A 16,283-nucleotide genomic window follows, 5' to 3' on the forward strand; every position below is an offset into this window, starting at 1 on the left:
CTAATTTTCATAAATATTGATCAATTCACTCATATATCTATCTTTTAGATAATATTGTTCGGCTATTTCCTTTGCTCTCTTCGTTTGCTTTTGAAGAATAAAAAAATCCTCTTTTTTAAAATTTCTAAGCCTCATCAAAACCGCTATTAATGAATGAACAGAGAGAGGATTGAAAAATATTGCATTATCATGAGTTGTTTCATGAAGTACTTTTAAATCTGATGCGATTACTGGCAAACCTACTAGCATTGCCTCAGCAACAGCAATGCCAAAACCTTCATGTAATGAAGGGAGCATATAAGCATCATATTCATTTAAAATTTCATACACATTATTAATTTTACCTTTTAGAACAATTGGTAATTTATGTTTATCTATTTGACTTTGTAATCCACTCTTTAAATTACCATCACCATATATATGGACTTCAAAAAATTCTCTAACCTCTGCTTTTTCTACAAATGCATCAATTATTAATTGGTAGTTTTTAACTTCTTTAAGATTTCCAACGCACGCTATTTTTTTGATGTCATCTCTATAATTTAGTTTTGGGTAATTTAAAAATTCTTTAGAAACATAGTTCTTTAAAACGAAGCTTTTACCTTTAATACCAACACTGTTTTTGTAATCCTTTAAAACTTCATTAGAAACTGCAATTAAAGTATGGTTTTTCTTATAAATTAATTTTTCTAATATGAGCATTTTATTGCTTTTATCAAAACTGTCGAGACTTAATGTGCTATGAATTGAAAAAAATAATTTACTGCCTTTTGGAGCAGCCAACCTACTCAGCATATTGCTATATAACAATTGTGATCTAATTATATCTGGATTAATTTTAAGCAGTATTTTTCTTAAAGAAAAATACTGCTTAAAAAATGGAAACTTTCCTTTTCTTTCAATAATAAATAGATCTTTAACATAAGTTCTTATCAAAATTTCCTCGAATTCAATTTCAGAGGATAAGATTACCAAATAAATATCAAAAGTTCTTTTTAAATCTGGCAAGAGGTCCATAAGTAAAATTTCTGCACCACCTCTACCCATAGAATCTATTACCCACACAACACTTTTCTTCATCCTAATTTTATTATAAAACCTTTTTCAAAATATAATCAGTACTGCTGTTTTCATATTCCTTATCAATACTGTCACAGTAATTTTTTGCTTTTAGATAAACATCCTGTACTGGTGTATATATTTTTAAGTAATCTATAACTTCTTCAAGCATATTAAAATAAGCTACTACTAAATTATTTGTAATAAATCCGTAATAATCATAAACTTTAGGATTTGTGTTGAAATACACACATGGTATATTGCACAAAGTTGCTTCTAAATGTATACTAGAATCTCCTCCAATAACTAGATCTGCATCTTTTACACTTTCCATGATACTATTTTCAATACATGTCTCAAATTTCAAGTTTTTAGATAAAGACCCAATTTGATAGGGATGCTCTCTAACTTTAACTAAAATATTTAGAGAATTAATTTTCGCTATCAAATCATCATATATCTTTAAATTGTCCACATTATTAATACATATTAAAACTTTACTTATACTTCTTCTGTTTGGATAAATATTAATCCAACCATCCATTTTAGAAATACCAGTCAAAAATACTTGACATTCCTTTGCAATCCCTATATTTTTATAAATTTCAAAGGAAATTTTTCCGTCTAAACAGGCATAATCAAAAGTTAGTTTTGGAAATTTAGGACTTACAGAAGCATGCTGGAGATAAATGGTTTTAACCTTAAGTTTTTTTGCTGCGTACAAAAATGCTACGTTAATTGTAGAATGATCATTAGATAACCAAACATATTTAGGTTTTGACTTTTTCAATATTTTCAAACAGGTTTCGTAAGCTCCTAAACTATAAGCAATTTGCCGAGAATAGCTCACATACTTATTTGCGGAAAAAAAACGATTGGTAAACTCATTCGAAATTTTAAAAATGAACGGATAACTCAATAACGTATTTAAATAAGCCTGCCAAAAAGGAAACTTAAACGAAGGCTCATCACTAAATCGAACGTCGTTACCTTGATAACAAACAATAGAGTTCTGTTTTAAAGATTTATAAATATTTTTTAAGGCATTATATTGGTTTGGAGATCCGAAATAAAAAAGATGTTCATTTTCATTTTTGGGCTGCAAATATATTTTACCTGAGAAAATCGATTTCAAAAATAATTTTAAAACATTGAAAAATCCATTAATTTTTCTCTCCTTTTTTAAATAGAAAATATCAATATGTAAACTATGTCGAAGATATCGTATTGTAAATATATCCATTAATGAAATTTCTTTTGATCTTTTAGCAGATAATAATGTTCCTCATCTCGCTTTTTAAATACTACGGCAGGATGCCCTCCTGCTATTGAACAAGGAGGTAACGATTTAACAACTACAGAACCTGCTTGAATAATACAACCTTCACCGATAGTAACGCCTCCTAAAATTATAACTCCATGCCCAAGCCAAACGTTGTCTTCAACAGTAACATCTTTTATAATATATGTATCATCATATGGTATTTTCTCACCCATAAAGTTATGAGTATCTGTAATTATTAGACAGTCCATTCCAGAATGGAAATTATCTCCAATGGTAACTTTACCTTTACCCATAATTTTCATACCATTAAAATTTACATTTTTTCCTAAATAAGTATTTTCATTAATATAAGAAACTCCATTAACTTTTAAAGGCAAAATATATGACTTTGCTTTTTTAAGAATAATATTTAAATAGTACTTTTTTTTATAATTCCTGTAAATATTTAATAAAGTAGAAATCATTTTTTATGTCTTTAAAACTTAATAATCATCTTTTTTAATAAAAAAATTAAAACTAGAATCAAAATAACAGAAATACAAATCTTATAAATTACTGGTATTTCGACTAAATAATAAACAATCGCTGATAATAAAAGAGTTATACTTAACCATTTTAATGGATGATATTCTAGGGTACAGTGAGCTTTATATGCTTTTAAAAAATAACCAACATATCCCATATACATTAATGCAAAAAATGTAGTATAAGCTGCAGCTTCATAACCAAAAATAGGAATAAAAATAAAATTCAAAATAACATTACTTAAACCTGCTATAAAACTCACTTTTAATAAATCCTTAGTTTTCTCGTAATAAAAAAGACGCGTGTTTGCTCCAAAATACATTGGCCTATAATTATAACCCATGATTAATATTATACCCAATGGATAAACTTTCTGTAAAGAATCATTCTTAATCAGAATAAAAAATATTTCCTTCAACCATAGTGAAATAAGAAATGTTCCAAAAAGAACAATTGTTTGTAAAAAAAAAATGATATTTCTAGCTAGTCTTTCATCTTTGTTTTTATATGCCTTTAAAAGCATAGGCCCAATAGCCAAACCAGATGCATTTACACCAGACTGAACAACACTAGAAACAGTACCGGCCACATTGTACAATCCAATATTAGCAATAGTAACATTCGTAAACTTCATTATGACTCTATCTGAAGTATTTAATAAATACGCACTATAAAAGTGTGGTACTGAAGGAAGAGAAATTTTTAACTGTTTTTTTATAAAACTCCTCTTAAAATTAAAAATAGGAGTTAATTTAAATTTTCTATTTAGGGGAATCCAATAACTTATTTGATCACAAAGCTGAGCAATTGAAACTGATAAAAACCAACCTATGTAACCCATACGTAGTACTGCAATAAAATATATATTTAACCCTATCGACAAAAAACCAATAAGCATACTTCGTATAGCTATGGGCATTGGCCTTTCTTGTAATTGATAGTATTTAGCACATAAAAAAGAGGTTGGACCAAAAAGAACAACAGGTATAGTATTAAGTAATATAATGAGCCAAGTGTTTTCGGCAGCTTCCTCTGGAATAATAAAATAAATTACAAGACCCAACATTATAGTATAAGGTATTTGCCACAGTATTAAGAAACCATATATTTGTCTCCAAGCCCATTTATGTTGCATAGGGCTCTTATAGAAGCTATTGCTTAAAACTACGTTAAGTCCTAAATTTGACAAGGCGGTCATCGCTCCCACCACTGCAACTATTAGCCCATATACTCCAAAATCTACCTCAGTTAGATATTGGGTTATTATTGGCAGTATAAAAATACCTGCAATTCGAGGTATTTGAGGAGCCAATCCATAAATAGCAGTATGTGAAAATATTTTCTTATACACTCTTATATTTGATTAGTCTTGCGGGAACACCACCAACAATGCTATTTGAATCAACATTTTTAGTAACGACAGAGTTTGCACCGATTATAGAATTATCACCTAATGAAATTCCTGGATTTATAAAAACATTTGTTCCTATCCAAACACCATCTCCGATTACAACATTTTTCATTATCTTTTTTTTCTTTGAAGTATTATCAAAATTTTGATTAACGTCATTTGATGCAGTATAAATTTTAACATTATGGCTTATAGAACAATTTTTGCCAATCGATACAGTAAAACCTTTTGAAGCCTGAATTGTAGAATAACTTCCAATATAAGTTTGCTCACCTATATTAATAACACCATCACCATATAACAAAATCCCATCACCATTAAACCTAAAAGTATTATCTATGTTATATTTTTTCCTATAATTATCATAACGTACAGACATTTCCATATTTTTACATTTGGAATATAGAAATGCAATTATCCTTTTTAAAAACATTTTGTTTTATTGTTTAAGCTTCGTTTGACTCTTCATGTATTTTATTAATACCCTGTTCATTAATCCATTCTGTGATAAAATATGTTCAACAAATTCTCTAAAGGCACCATCACCACCATTTTTGGTTGTTATAAAATTAACTTTTTCTTTTATGTATGAAGGTGCGTTAGCTGGCGTAGCTGAGAAACCTACCTTTTCAAGTAAAAGTATATCGTTAATATCATCCCCAATATAGGCCACCTCATCCAAACCAATATTTAATTTAGTACAAAGTTCTTCTGCCACTCTCACTTTATCTCTTACGCCAAGAAAACAAAAATCCACCTGCAATTTATCTGCCCTACGTGAAACCATTTTCACATTTTCACCTGTAATTATTCCTATCGGGATATTTAATAATTTTAAGAATAGAACTCCAGCACTATCTGCAGTATTAAATTTTTTCCATTCATTTCCTGTTTGGTCATAGTACATACCTCCATCTGTCCAAACTCCATCAATATCTGTTAAAACTAACTTTGGCAACATACTTAATCTATATATTTTGAATAAATTATCTCATTAGCTGGAATGTCCACCAATAGAGCTTTTCCTAGAATGGCATCTTTCTGTGACCATTTAAATCCATCACCAGGACTTAATAAATGTAGATCAGTTTCTTGAATAATATCACCCTTCTTTAAATCTCTAACTGTTGCCACAGAACGCTCTAACTTTTCTCTTGCAGCAGCTACAGAAGGTTCTACATAAATATCCTCTTTTCCTAATGACAAATCTAAATTCCTAATATCTCTCATCATTCTATATATACCATCTATTGCCAATGATCCGGACTGGTCAGTTCCTTTCATGCCTCTATCTAGAGTTATATGTTTTTCAATAATTTCTGCGCCCATTCCAATTGCCGCTAAGGGTGTGGCGATTCCTATTGTATGGTCTGAATATCCTATTTTAAATTTTGGATAATTTTTCTTTAAATAAGAGATAGTTCGAAGATTAACATTCTCGTACTTGGTTGGGTATTCTGAAACGCAATGTAGAATTGATAAATTTTCGTGGTATCTTGTAATAACATTAATGGCCTGATCAAGTTCTTCCTTACCAGCCATACCAGTAGAAATTATAATAGGTATTTTCGTTTCCGCCAAAGCTTCCAATAGTGGTAAATTAGTCAAATCTCTTGATGCTACTTTTAATCTGTCTGGTGTGAAATATTTTAAAACACTTAAACAACCAATCGCACACAAAGTTTCAACAAATTCTAGTCCTTTTTCTTTTGCGTATTTGTAGACTTCGAAATGTTGCTCATCATTTAATTCCAAAAAAGCCCTGTGCTCGCCATAAGTTTTTCCAAAAGAATTTGCACCACTGTAAGCTTTTTCCATTTGAGATTGAGACAATTCTTGTTTTAAATCTCTTTTTGTTAATTTTACGGCGTTCATAATTGAAAGTTCATTACTGAATAACTTATCAAAAATTGGTCTACTTACCACATCGACCAGAAGTTTGGCCACATCTACCGAACCATTATGATTTTGTCCTATCTCTCCAATAACATATGTACTCATATTACTTTGTATTTAAATTAATTTGTTTTTCCATTATATTTAACCAAGTTTCATTTGAAGAAACGAGTTTTAGTAAATCAATCATTTTACCACTTTTTATTTTTTTTGATTCACTGTAGATTTCTTGCAGCAATAAAAAATCTGCTTTTGTATCTATCGTCATTCGGATATTCTTAAAATCTTCAACTTTAGTAGGCATAAAAATTAATTTGATTCTAAATAAATTTGGATTTGAATAAATAAAATTAGTTACATGCTCATAATAGAATTCATCTTTTGTTAATTCTTTTACTTTAATCAACGCTGACAAACTAACAGCCTCTCCCCAAAATCCATAATGTGTAAGTATGGTCGGCACACCTTTGGACGTTTTAAAAGAACAATAATCCAAATCTTCATTTTTAAAATTATCAATCACCTCGCTTAAATAGTTTATATCAATAAATGGATTATCTGCACAAATTCGAATTATTTTTGAAATACCATATTCTTTCGAGGTATCAATAAATCGCTGTAAAACATCATTCTCTGATCCCCTGTAAAAACCGACTCCAATATCTTTACATAATTCTACCAATTTTGAATCGATACTATTAGTTGTAGTTGAAACTATAATGGGAATCTCATTAAATTCTTTTTTAAGCTTCCGGACAATAATTTCAAACACCCCTTTATTATTATAAAAGGGAAGTACCATTTTATTAGGTAATCGACTAGAACCTAATCTAGCTTGTATAATTATACCAATCATATTAATTAGTGATAAAATGATTTATTTACATTTTGAAACCAACAACTTCATTTCCAAAAAACACAAAGTTTTCAATTAAAATATTCTTTTTATTAATCCTTTATAACAACTTTTACAATAAGACCCAAACCAAAATTAGTATAAATCCCGGTGCTGTCGAATATACTAATCAACTCTCGCAAAATAACCAATTAAACATATAAACGAATATCTACCAATACTCCAAGTATATAAATCATACCTATTAATCAAAAATCTTAAAGACAAAGCAATCTTGACTACAATATAGTAATTGCTATTTGAGCATCTCATCTAAAAAAGTTTTCTAAGAAGATTCCAATTAATTCATTAAGTTTTTGATTTTTTTTAACAACAACGTTTTTGTTGTATTCTTATTTATTTAAAGCTATTTTCTTCAAGTATTCAAAATATTCTCCTTTCATTTTCATTACTCTATCACGAATTTCTTCCTTGCTAATCCATTTAGACCGCAATGCAACTTCCTCTAAACAAGCAATCTTTAAACCAGTTCTTTTTTCCACAGCTTTTACAAATTCGGTAGCTTCAGTTAATGCTTCATGGGTTCCTGTATCAAGCCAAGCAAAACCACGACTTAATATTTGCATTTTTAAAGACTCTTTACTTAAATAACTTTGGTTTACAGAGGTAATTTCCAGTTCTCCACGGTGAGAAGGTTTTACATTTTTTGCCACTTCTACTACTGAGTTTGGATAAAAATACAAGCCAACTACTGCGTAATGAGATTTTGGATCTTTTGGTTTTTCTTCAATGCTAATAACGTTCATAGCATCATCAAATTCTGCCACTCCATAACGTTCGGGGTCATTTACATAATTCCCAAAAACCACAGCCTTCTTCTCCTTTGTAACGGTTTCAACTGCTTCTTTTAATATATTTTGAAGACCGGCGCCATGGAAAATATTATCGCCAAGCACTAAACACACATCGTCATTCCCAATAAATTCTTCACCTAGAATAAAAGCTTGCGCCAAACCATCTGGGCTTGGTTGTTCTTTATAAGTAAATTTTACTCCAAATTGACTCCCATCGCCTAGCAAACGTTCAAAATTTGGTAAGTCGTGCGGTGTAGAAATAATCAGTATATCCCGAATCCCTGCCAACATCAAGACCGAAAGTGGGTAATATATCATCGGTTTGTCATAAATGGGTAATAATTGCTTACTAACAGCTATAGTTAGTGGATGCAAGCGTGTTCCCGAGCCACCGGCTAAAATAATTCCTTTCATTGTTAAGAGTTTAATATTTTAAGGCACTTCGCTAAACTTTCTTTCCATTCAGGTACCAGGACATTATATGTTTTTTTAATTTTCGTTTTTTCGAGCAGAGAAAAATTAGGCCTTTTAGCTGCAGTAGGAAACTGGTCCGATGTCACTGCATTAATTATACAATTTAGGCCACTCAATCTATTTATTTCTACTGCAAATTCATACCAGGAAATCTCTCCTTCATTGGAATAATGAAAAAAACCAGGCACCAGATTATCAGAGGTTAGGATTTTCATAATTGCTTTTGCCAAATCTAACGCATAAGTGGGAGTGCCTATTTGATCATTTACAACACTTATACTTTCTCGTTCATTCATTAAACGCAACATAGTCTTGACAAAATTATTCCCATATTCAGAATAAACCCAAGAAGTACGGATAATTACAGCATCGTTCAAATTGCGTTCAATTGAGAGTTCACCTCGTCGCTTTGTTTCTCCGTACCAATTAATAGGTGCTGCTATATCATTTTCGTTATAAGGCAACTTACTTGTACCATCAAAAATATAATCTGTCGAAATATGTATTAGTTTCGAACCATTATTAGAACACCAGTGTGAAATTGTATCTATGGCTAAATGGTTAACTTGATCAGCCAATTCTTTTTCAATTTCCGCTTTATCAACAGCGGTATATGCGCCCGCGCTTATAATGATGTCAGGCACAGTTTTATCCAAAAAAGCGATGACTTTTGTGATATCTTCCAATGGCATCTCTTCCATATCCACAAAAATGAAATCGAATGTTGGATACTCCTTTGAAATCTTTATAATCTCAGATCCTAATTGACCTTGGGCACCTGTAACCAAAATACGAGACATAGTTTCTATAATTTAAGATTTTTATAAAATGGTAGATTTAAATCTTTAGTCGATATCAAAGCCTCGTTTTCTGATATCTGCCAATCAATATTGAATTGGGGATCGTCAAAACGCAAACCAATTTCAGAATCCTTGTTGTAATAATTATCACATTTATAAAAGAAAGTAGCAGATTTGCTCAACACTGAAAACCCGTGTAAACATCCTTTGGGAACAAAAAGTTGGTTCTTATTTTTCGCACTTAATTTAATTTTAAAATGTTGCAAATAGGTTTCAGAATGTGGACGAAAGTCTACAACTACATCCAAAACTTCGCCCTTAAGAACGCGTACCAATTTAGATTGCGCATAGACTCCTTGCTGGGCGTGCAAACCCCGGATTACGCCATAGGAGGATTTGGACTCATTATCTTGAACAAAATGCACATTCAGTCCTGTTTTGTCATTAAATAGCTCCAAATTAAAACTCTCCATAAAATATCCACGTTCGTCACTGAATACCTTTGGATTAATAATAAAGCAATCCTTTATTTTAGTAGCTTCTACCTTCATCGGGTTTATTGATATTGTTCCTGATAATATTTTTGATATGCTCCAGTGGTAACTCGCATCATCCATTGTTCGTTGTTTAAATACCAATCAATGGTTTCGGATAGCCCTTCCTCAAAAGTAACGCTCGGTTTCCATCCAAGTTCTTTATTTATTTTTAAAGCATCAATTGCATAACGCAAATCGTGCCCTGGTCGATCCTTTACATAGCTAATCAATTGCTCCGCCTCACCTGCAGGTCTATTGAGTTTTTCATCCATTTGTTTGCAAAGCAATTTAACCAAATCAATATTCTTCCACTCATTAAAACCACCTATATTATAGGTTTCCTTAACCTTTCCTTTATGTAAAATAAGGTCAATGGCAATAGCATGATCCAAAACATATAACCAGTCTCTAGTATAATCACCGTTCCCATATACCGGCAGTGACTTTTTATGAATTATATTATTTATAAATAAAGGGATCAGCTTTTCAGGAAATTGGTTTGGGCCGTAATTATTGGAACAATTGGATATAATAAAGGGCAATCCGTATGTTTCTCCATACGCCCTAACAAAATGATCTGAACTCGCCTTAGAAGCAGAATATGGAGAATTTGGATCATAAGACGTTGTTTCTGTAAAAAGCCCCTCCTGTCCTAAACTACCATATACCTCATCTGTGCTAATGTGGTAGAATAGTTTTCCAGTATAGTCTTCCTTCCAAATTCTTTTAGCAGCCTGCAAAAGATTTAGCGTTCCCATAATATTAGTTCTGGCGAAGCCCAGAGGATCTATAATGGAGCGATCTACATGCGACTCGGCAGCCAAATGTATTACTTGTTCAAACTGATATTTATCAAAAACCTCATCTATCGCCTTTGCATCTGTAATATCTATTTTTAAAAAATTATAGTTTTCCTCATTCTCAATATCTCGAAGATTTTCCAGATTTCCTGCATAAGTCAAACTATCCAAATTGTATATTTGATAGTTGGGATATTTGTTTATAAACAAGCGCACAACGTGCGAACCAATAAATCCTGCTCCGCCAGTCAATAAAATATTTTTTCTTTTCTCCATAAAATCACTTACTTCAAATTCCCTCTCCCCAATTTTTAAAACTTAAAGTCAAAAATTCATAAATCATTGATTCACAATATTGGAGAAATGAGAATAATTTATTTTTTGAAGCGGCAAAGATAGAAAACACATATCGACAAACTACCAATTTTTAGCGTTTAAATGTTAATTGTTTAATAAATACTACAGCACGGCCATAGCATCTTAAATATTAGTGGTCGAGCCTTTTACAACATTTTCGTTTTTTGTGCCAATACAATCGAAGAAATTGACAACACTATCAGAATGGTTCTTGCGTACTTTCGGCTTTAAAATTTCTCTTTTAAACCCTCAGCCATAGCAGACCAATTTGTTTAATACCAATCTGCGTGATACTTTTTCTGCCCAAAACTATACATAATTCCAATACTCACGTTCACAAAACTCCCTGCCTCAGCGTCATAGTTGGCATTGAGGAGTTCTCCATTATAACCATAGTGTTGTTTGAAATTTCTAATATAGGTCATATCGCCAAAAAAGCTAATCCTTTCATTTAATTTTATCTCTCCCGTAAACCCTATTAGAAAATTCCCAATATGATCCGTTCCCGAGACAGAAGAAGGTCTCGCGAAGCTCACCCCCACCCCTGTGTGAAACAGAAGGCCGATGCGCTCCCGAAGACGGTAATCTACATTTAATAATCTCCCTACATTCGCAACCCCTTCCAGTCCCACTCTATTCATGCTAATTCCCATTGTATTGTCATTCGGGTTTTCAAACCGATTAAAAGCGTAATGTCCCTTTGCTCCAAACTTTTCGGTAAACATATACCTACCTGCCAGCTCAAACTGCTTAAAGGCAATATATTTTGTACGGGATATCTCCTTCCCAGGGGATAGAGGCACATGCACTCCAGTGGTAATTTCTAAGGAAAATTTATTAAATTTAGACTCTTGGGCAGAGGCAAGGGATCCACTCAGGATCAATAGTATAATTCCCAAGTACTTACAATAAGGCAATAAATTCATAGTGGGTTGGTTTTTTAAGGTTTGTTTGTTAAGGTTTGTTTTTATACCAATATTCTAAATTATAAAAAACCTCTTAAAATTGGCTTTCTATAAAATATTCAATATGGAAGGTCAAAACTAAAAACCCTAAGCTAACAAGGCGGGTTAATTAACATTTAATTTACAAAACCTTAAGAATTCAATTTCCATATCTATTAATTATTAGATTTTTATCCCTTTTTAGCGAACTTTCTAAAAAACAAAGAAGTTAAATTAAAAATAACTTTCATGAATTCTAATTCTCAAAATAATCGCAACCCAAATCCCAAAATCTGTCATGCTGAGCGCAGTCGAAGCACCAATTAACGAATCCCAAATCCCCAAATCCCAAATCTGTCATGCTGAGCGCAGTCGAAGCACCAATTAACAAATCCCGAATTAACAAATCCCCGAATCTGTCATGCTGAGCGCAGTCGAAGCACCAATTAACGAATCCCAAATCCCCAAATCCCAAACCTGTCATGCTGAGCGCAGTCGAAGCACCAATTACCAAATCCCGAATTAACAAATCCCCGAATCTGTCATGCTGAGCGCACTCGAAGCACCAATTAAAAAATCCCAAACCTGTCATGCTGAGCGCAGTCGAAACATCAATTACCAAATCCCGAATCTGTCATGCTGAGCGCAGTCTAAGCACCAATTACCAAATCCCCGAATCTGTCATGCTGAGCGCAGTCGAAGCACCAATTAACAAATCCCAAATCTGTCATGCTGAGCACAGTCGAAGCACCAATTAACGAATCCCAAACCTGTCATGCTGAGCGCAGTCGAAGCACCAATTACCAAATCCCAAATCCCCAAATCCCAAATCTGTCATGCTGAGCGCAGTCGAAGCAACAATTAACAAATCCCAAACCTGTCATGCTGAGCGCAGTCGAAGCACCAATTAACGAATCCCAAATCCCCAAATCCCAAATCTGTCATGCTGAGCGCAGTCGAAGCACCAATTAACAAATCCCAAATCCCAAACCTGTCATGCTGAGCGCAGTCGAAGCACCAATTAACAAATCCCAAACCTGTCATGCTGAACGCAGTCGAAGCACCAATTAACAAACCCCAAATCCCCAAATCCCAAATCTGTCATGCTGAACGCAGTCGAAGCACCAATTAACGAATCCCAAATCCCCAAATCCCAAACCTGTCATGCTGAGCGCAGTCGAAGCACCAATTACCAAATCCCAAATCCCCAAATCCCAAATCTGTCATGCTGAGCGCAGTCGAAGCACCAATTACCAAATCCCGAATTAACAAATCCCCGAATCCCAATAGTTTTCGGAACACAAATTCCCAAATCTGTCATGCCCTGTCTTGCCCTAAAATTTCCACTCACGGATACTTCATATCAAAGCCATAGCAAAGCCATAGCAAAGTCATTAAAACGTAGGAAAAAAGCTCTTTTTTCCTACAAATTTATATCTTGCTTTAATTCTTACATAAAAACAATGTAAACCCCTTATTTTAAAGCTAATTTAAACTCCCTCCCTTCGAAGGGAGGGTTGGGGTGGGATGTTATTCCTGCTTTCCAATAAAATATACTAAATAAACATAACGCATCCCCAAAGCAATAAGCAATGTCAGCGAAAGCCCCATAACAAATCTGCCCATCTATTTAACCCCTGCGGCATTTATTTTAACCTCGGCAGCATTACCTTCGGGTAATGGGATGTCACTCTTTCTTCTGGGAATCCAATTCTTCCAGGAAATAAATGGTACCCAGTATTCATTGACTGAGGAAGCTTATAATTCGCTTAGCATAGTTGAGGCGGCTATTTAGAGGGGTTTCTTACAGATCCAGCAGAACACTACAACACTTTCCCCTAAAAACAATAACCGCGGGATAAATAAATGGTTTTTTTTCGGACTTGTTCTTTAAACCCTCCAATCCCCATGCTAAAGATTGAGAAAATCAAATATCTGAAAACTCGTTCTCCAAATAACCGTAACTAATACACTTTTTGTAACTTACAAACTACCTAACAAATAAATAGGGCCATCTAACACTCCCTTCCCTCTTTTCCGTACTTCTTAACAGTGTTCTAAAATACAGAAAACATTAGTATCTTACTAAAATGAAATCCACCTCAACCAAAGAAGTCAGGCAATTAAAACATCAATATTAGTAACACCACGCTATTATCTTCACCCTGTAATCAACCACTAAAACACCTGCATACTCAATCTAACTTAATTATCAAATTATTAAGACACAAACCTAAGTCCAAAAACAAATCCCGTCCCGATAGCTATCGGAACCCGAATCCCATCACCCATCTCCCGTCACTCATCACCCCTCTAATCAAAACACTCCCATAAACCAATTAGCCTCCAATAATCTTTTTAAGATAATCATAATACTCCCCTTTCATAGCACTCGTTCTGGAAGCAATCTCCTCCTTCCCAATCCATTGGGCCCGCAGTGCAACTTCTTCCAAACAGGCAATCTTTAAACCTGTTCGTTTCTCTACGGCTTTAACAAATTCTGTAGCCTCAGTTAGGGCTTCGTGGGTTCCCGTATCCAACCACGCAAATCCACGGCTCAAAATTTGCATTTTTAAAGTTCCATTACTTAAATAACTCTGGTTTACCGTAGTAATTTCCAGCTCGCCACGGGCCGATGGTTTTACATTCCTTGCTACCTCAATTACTGAATTGGGATAAAAATACAATCCTACCACCGCAAAATTTGATTTTGGGTTTTCGGGTTTCTCGGCTATACTAATCACATTCATACTAGCATCAAACTCCGCCACTCCGTAACGCTCGGGATCATTTACATAATTGCCAAATATTACAGACTTTCTTTCCCTTGTAACGGTTTCAACGGCTTCCTTTAAGATATTTTGAAGTCCAGCACCATAAAAAATATTGTCCCCTAGCACCAAACATACATCGTCATTCCCGATGAATTCTTCGCCAAGAATAAAGGCCTGCGCCAAACCGTCGGGACTGGGCTGCTCTTTATAGCTAAGTTTAATTCCAAAATGGCTCCCATCGCCAAGCAGTCTTTCAAAATTCGGTAAATCATGCGGCGTAGAAATAATTAGTATATCTCGAATTCCAGCCAACATCAATACCGAAAGAGGATAGTAGATCATCGGTTTGTCATAGATGGGCAACAATTGCTTGCTCACGGCTATGGTTAATGGATGTAGTCGGGTTCCTGAACCTCCCGCTAAAATAATTCCTTTCATTTTATTAATTTATATTTTTATTAGTGTCCCATTAAAATATTACAAAAATCTACAGAGTCAAATCTAACAAGCATTAAATACATTTTTATAAAGTAACAGCTCGCAATTAAATTCCCCCTTGAAATTTAATAATAAATTAAGTATGCTTAATAAACTTAACCAAAGCACCAGTCTATAAAAAAGCAAGTCTTACGTCTTTCAGCGCAGCGGTCTTACATCTTTCAGCGAAGCGGTCTTACGTCTTACAGCACAGCGGTCTTAAGTCTTAATCGGACACGACTTTATATTTTCTAAACATTCCTTCAAACTATCCTTCCAATTTGGAATATTATAATTGAAATCTGTTCTTAACTTTTCTTTGCTCAACACGGAATAGGCTGGTCTTTTTGCCAAAGTTGGAAAATTTTCAGTTGGTATGGGTTCCAATTTTACGTCCAGCTTTGCAACCGCAAAAATCTCCCTTGCAAAATCGTACCAAGAAGCCACTCCTTCATTGCTATAATGGTATGTGTCCCTTCCGCTTTTGTTATTCGAAATAAGATAGACTATAAATTGAGCCAAATCTCCGGCATAAGTAGGGGTTCCTACTTGGTCTGCCACTACACTCAAACTCTTTTTAGTTTCTGCCAAACGCAGCATAGTTTTTAAAAAATTGTTTCCAAATTCGCTATAAAGCCAGCTTGTCCTAAGAATGAAATACTCACAATCACTTCTTCTTATCGCTTCTTCCCCCTTTAATTTTGAAAGCCCATAAACCCCAATAGGATTCGTATTATCTTCTTCTTTTAAAGGAGAAGTTTTTATTCCGTCAAAAACAAAATCGGTAGAAATATGTATTAAGCAGCTGTTGTTATCTTTGCAAAGTATTCCAAGATTTTCCGCACCTTGTGCATTTATATCAAAAGCCGCATCTATATCCTCTTCCGCCTTATCCACCGCAGTATATGCTGCGCAATTAACAATATATGCTGGTTTGTATTTTTGAAACAATAAATCTAAACTAGCAACATCAAGTACATCTCCTTCTTTACTTCCTAAAAAATGATATTGAAAAAGGCTTTCAGTATTGCCAACCACTTTTTTAAGTGACCACCCCAATTGCCCATCTCCCCCAAAAATCAATACGTTTTTCATTTTATTAGATAATACATAACCATTACTCTTTCAAATTTTAAAGACTACCTATAAAATACTTTTCGATAAAGTCTCGCCTCTCCCAGCGAAGCAATCTTGCCTCTCGCCTCTTACAGCTTAGCGGTCTTGCCTCTTGCAGC

The 16,283-nt window shown here is 33.7% G+C and carries 14 protein-coding genes and 1 pseudogene; all 15 read right to left on the minus strand.

Annotated elements, in window-relative coordinates; genetic code table 11:
* Positions 1-1,080 carry a glycosyltransferase gene (locus AEQSU_RS14415; protein ID WP_014783607.1) on the minus strand — a complete coding sequence of 360 codons (1,080 nt, stop codon included), beginning with the start codon at positions 1,078-1,080 and terminating at the stop codon, positions 1-3.
* Between the two features lie 10 nt (positions 1,081-1,090).
* Positions 1,091-2,302: a hypothetical protein gene (locus AEQSU_RS14420; RefSeq protein ID WP_014783608.1), complete on the minus strand. Its 1,212-nt coding sequence runs from the start codon at positions 2,300-2,302 to the stop codon at positions 1,091-1,093.
* The gene (locus AEQSU_RS14425) at positions 2,302-2,808 is read right to left on the minus strand and encodes an acyltransferase (RefSeq protein WP_014783609.1); all 507 of its coding nucleotides are present in this window, start codon (positions 2,806-2,808) and stop codon (positions 2,302-2,304) included. The genes AEQSU_RS14420 and AEQSU_RS14425 overlap by 1 nt, the downstream gene beginning before the upstream one ends.
* Before the next feature lie 11 nt (positions 2,809-2,819).
* Positions 2,820-4,220: a lipopolysaccharide biosynthesis protein gene (locus AEQSU_RS14430; protein WP_014783610.1), complete on the minus strand. Its 1,401-nt coding sequence runs from the start codon at positions 4,218-4,220 to the stop codon at positions 2,820-2,822.
* On the minus strand, positions 4,213-4,665 hold the full coding sequence (locus tag AEQSU_RS14435) for an acyltransferase (RefSeq protein ID WP_211206520.1): 453 nt from the start codon (positions 4,663-4,665) through the stop codon (positions 4,213-4,215). Before AEQSU_RS14435 ends, AEQSU_RS14430 begins: the two co-directional genes overlap by 8 nt.
* A 54-nt stretch (positions 4,666-4,719) precedes the next feature.
* Positions 4,720-5,241 (minus strand): KdsC family phosphatase, encoded by a 522-nt coding sequence (locus AEQSU_RS14440; RefSeq protein WP_014783612.1) that lies wholly within the window; start codon positions 5,239-5,241, stop codon positions 4,720-4,722.
* A gap of 2 nt (positions 5,242-5,243) precedes the next feature.
* Positions 5,244-6,281 carry an N-acetylneuraminate synthase family protein gene (locus AEQSU_RS14445; protein WP_014783613.1) on the minus strand — a complete coding sequence of 346 codons (1,038 nt, stop codon included), beginning with the start codon at positions 6,279-6,281 and terminating at the stop codon, positions 5,244-5,246.
* Between the two features lies 1 nt (position 6,282).
* Positions 6,283-7,032 (minus strand): cytidylyltransferase domain-containing protein, encoded by a 750-nt coding sequence (locus AEQSU_RS14450; protein WP_014783614.1) that lies wholly within the window; start codon positions 7,030-7,032, stop codon positions 6,283-6,285.
* A gap of 392 nt (positions 7,033-7,424) precedes the next feature.
* On the minus strand, positions 7,425-8,300 hold the full coding sequence (rfbA, locus tag AEQSU_RS14455) for a glucose-1-phosphate thymidylyltransferase RfbA (RefSeq protein WP_014783615.1): 876 nt from the start codon (positions 8,298-8,300) through the stop codon (positions 7,425-7,427).
* A 2-nt stretch (positions 8,301-8,302) separates the two neighbouring features.
* Entirely contained in the window at positions 8,303-9,160 is an 858-nt protein-coding gene (rfbD, locus tag AEQSU_RS14460; protein ID WP_014783616.1) for a dTDP-4-dehydrorhamnose reductase, read from the minus strand.
* Positions 9,161-9,165: 5 nt separating this feature from the next.
* The gene (gene rfbC / locus AEQSU_RS14465; protein WP_042492096.1) at positions 9,166-9,711 is read right to left on the minus strand and encodes a dTDP-4-dehydrorhamnose 3,5-epimerase; all 546 of its coding nucleotides are present in this window, start codon (positions 9,709-9,711) and stop codon (positions 9,166-9,168) included.
* Between the two features lie 5 nt (positions 9,712-9,716).
* A complete protein-coding gene (gene rfbB, locus AEQSU_RS14470) occupies positions 9,717-10,772 on the minus strand; it encodes a dTDP-glucose 4,6-dehydratase (RefSeq protein WP_014783618.1) in 1,056 nt (351 codons plus the stop codon).
* A gap of 353 nt (positions 10,773-11,125) precedes the next feature.
* A complete protein-coding gene (locus tag AEQSU_RS14475; protein WP_157429291.1) occupies positions 11,126-11,656 on the minus strand; it encodes a hypothetical protein in 531 nt (176 codons plus the stop codon).
* Between the two features lie 2,480 nt (positions 11,657-14,136).
* Positions 14,137-15,009: a glucose-1-phosphate thymidylyltransferase RfbA gene (rfbA, locus tag AEQSU_RS14485; RefSeq protein ID WP_014783620.1), complete on the minus strand. Its 873-nt coding sequence runs from the start codon at positions 15,007-15,009 to the stop codon at positions 14,137-14,139.
* 258 nt (positions 15,010-15,267) lie between these two features.
* Positions 15,268-16,146, minus strand: a pseudogene (gene rfbD / locus AEQSU_RS14490) (dTDP-4-dehydrorhamnose reductase); the annotation flags it as partial.
* Positions 16,147-16,283 lie beyond the last annotated feature (137 nt).

The sequence above is a fragment of the Aequorivita sublithincola DSM 14238 genome, assembly GCF_000265385.1.
GTDB classification, from domain to species: Bacteria; Bacteroidota; Bacteroidia; order Flavobacteriales; family Flavobacteriaceae; genus Aequorivita; species Aequorivita sublithincola.

Coding starts and splice junctions, on each gene's coding strand:
- AEQSU_RS14415 (WP_014783607.1), bottom strand. CDS start 1,080: ATGAAGAAAAGTGTTGTGTGGGTAATAGATTCTATGGGTAGAGGTGGT.
- AEQSU_RS14420 (WP_014783608.1), bottom strand. CDS start 2,302: ATGGATATATTTACAATACGATATCTTCGACATAGTTTACATATTGAT.
- AEQSU_RS14425 (WP_014783609.1), bottom strand. CDS start 2,808: ATGATTTCTACTTTATTAAATATTTACAGGAATTATAAAAAAAAGTAC.
- AEQSU_RS14435 (WP_211206520.1), bottom strand. CDS start 4,665: ATGGAAATGTCTGTACGTTATGATAATTATAGGAAAAAATATAACATA.
- AEQSU_RS14440 (WP_014783612.1), bottom strand. CDS start 5,241: ATGTTGCCAAAGTTAGTTTTAACAGATATTGATGGAGTTTGGACAGAT.
- AEQSU_RS14445 (WP_014783613.1), bottom strand. CDS start 6,281: ATGAGTACATATGTTATTGGAGAGATAGGACAAAATCATAATGGTTCG.
- AEQSU_RS14450 (WP_014783614.1), bottom strand. CDS start 7,032: ATGATTGGTATAATTATACAAGCTAGATTAGGTTCTAGTCGATTACCT.
- rfbA (WP_014783615.1), bottom strand. CDS start 8,300: ATGAAAGGAATTATTTTAGCCGGTGGCTCGGGAACACGCTTGCATCCA.
- rfbD (WP_014783616.1), bottom strand. CDS start 9,160: ATGTCTCGTATTTTGGTTACAGGTGCCCAAGGTCAATTAGGATCTGAG.
- rfbC (WP_042492096.1), bottom strand. CDS start 9,711: ATGAAGGTAGAAGCTACTAAAATAAAGGATTGCTTTATTATTAATCCA.
- rfbB (WP_014783618.1), bottom strand. CDS start 10,772: ATGGAGAAAAGAAAAAATATTTTATTGACTGGCGGAGCAGGATTTATT.
- rfbA (WP_014783620.1), bottom strand. CDS start 15,009: ATGAAAGGAATTATTTTAGCGGGAGGTTCAGGAACCCGACTACATCCA.